This window comes from Vibrio sp. 10N.222.52.B7 (assembly GCF_041474275.1).
GTDB classification, from domain to species: Bacteria; Pseudomonadota; Gammaproteobacteria; order Enterobacterales; family Vibrionaceae; genus Vibrio; species Vibrio crassostreae_C.
In genome coordinates this window covers 1-310 of the sequence record NZ_JBFRTU010000508.1, presented here as the reverse complement: position 1 = coordinate 310, position 310 = coordinate 1, and the positions used below count along the sequence as shown (strand labels likewise).

The window sequence follows — 310 nt, the reverse complement described above, 5'->3', positions numbered from 1 at the left end:
GCACGTCATCGTTATTGACTGCGTAAGTCCAAGCGCCGTCAGGTTCGATGCTCAATACGCCAAGTTGTGAGTCGTTTGTTGAACCTACGAGGTTAAACTCACCATCAGCTGAAAAGGTAGGAGTGTCGCTATCTACGTCTGTAATCACGATCTGACCAGACGTCACTAGTTGGTTGGTGATGTCATCGACATCAATGTCCTCAGTCACACTGCCTGAATCATCAGTGGCTACAGCCGCATCGTCAGTACCAATAATAGTGACTGTAATGACTTGCTCACCTCCATCAGAAGTTTGTACTGTGGTTGTATC

The 310-nt window shown here is 47.1% G+C and carries 1 protein-coding gene; it reads right to left on the bottom strand.

The genetic code is table 11. The annotated features are described in order from the left end of the window. The coding region (locus AB4512_RS23930) for a VCBS domain-containing protein (RefSeq protein WP_372175992.1) at positions 1-310 on the bottom strand (310 nt) is incomplete at both ends.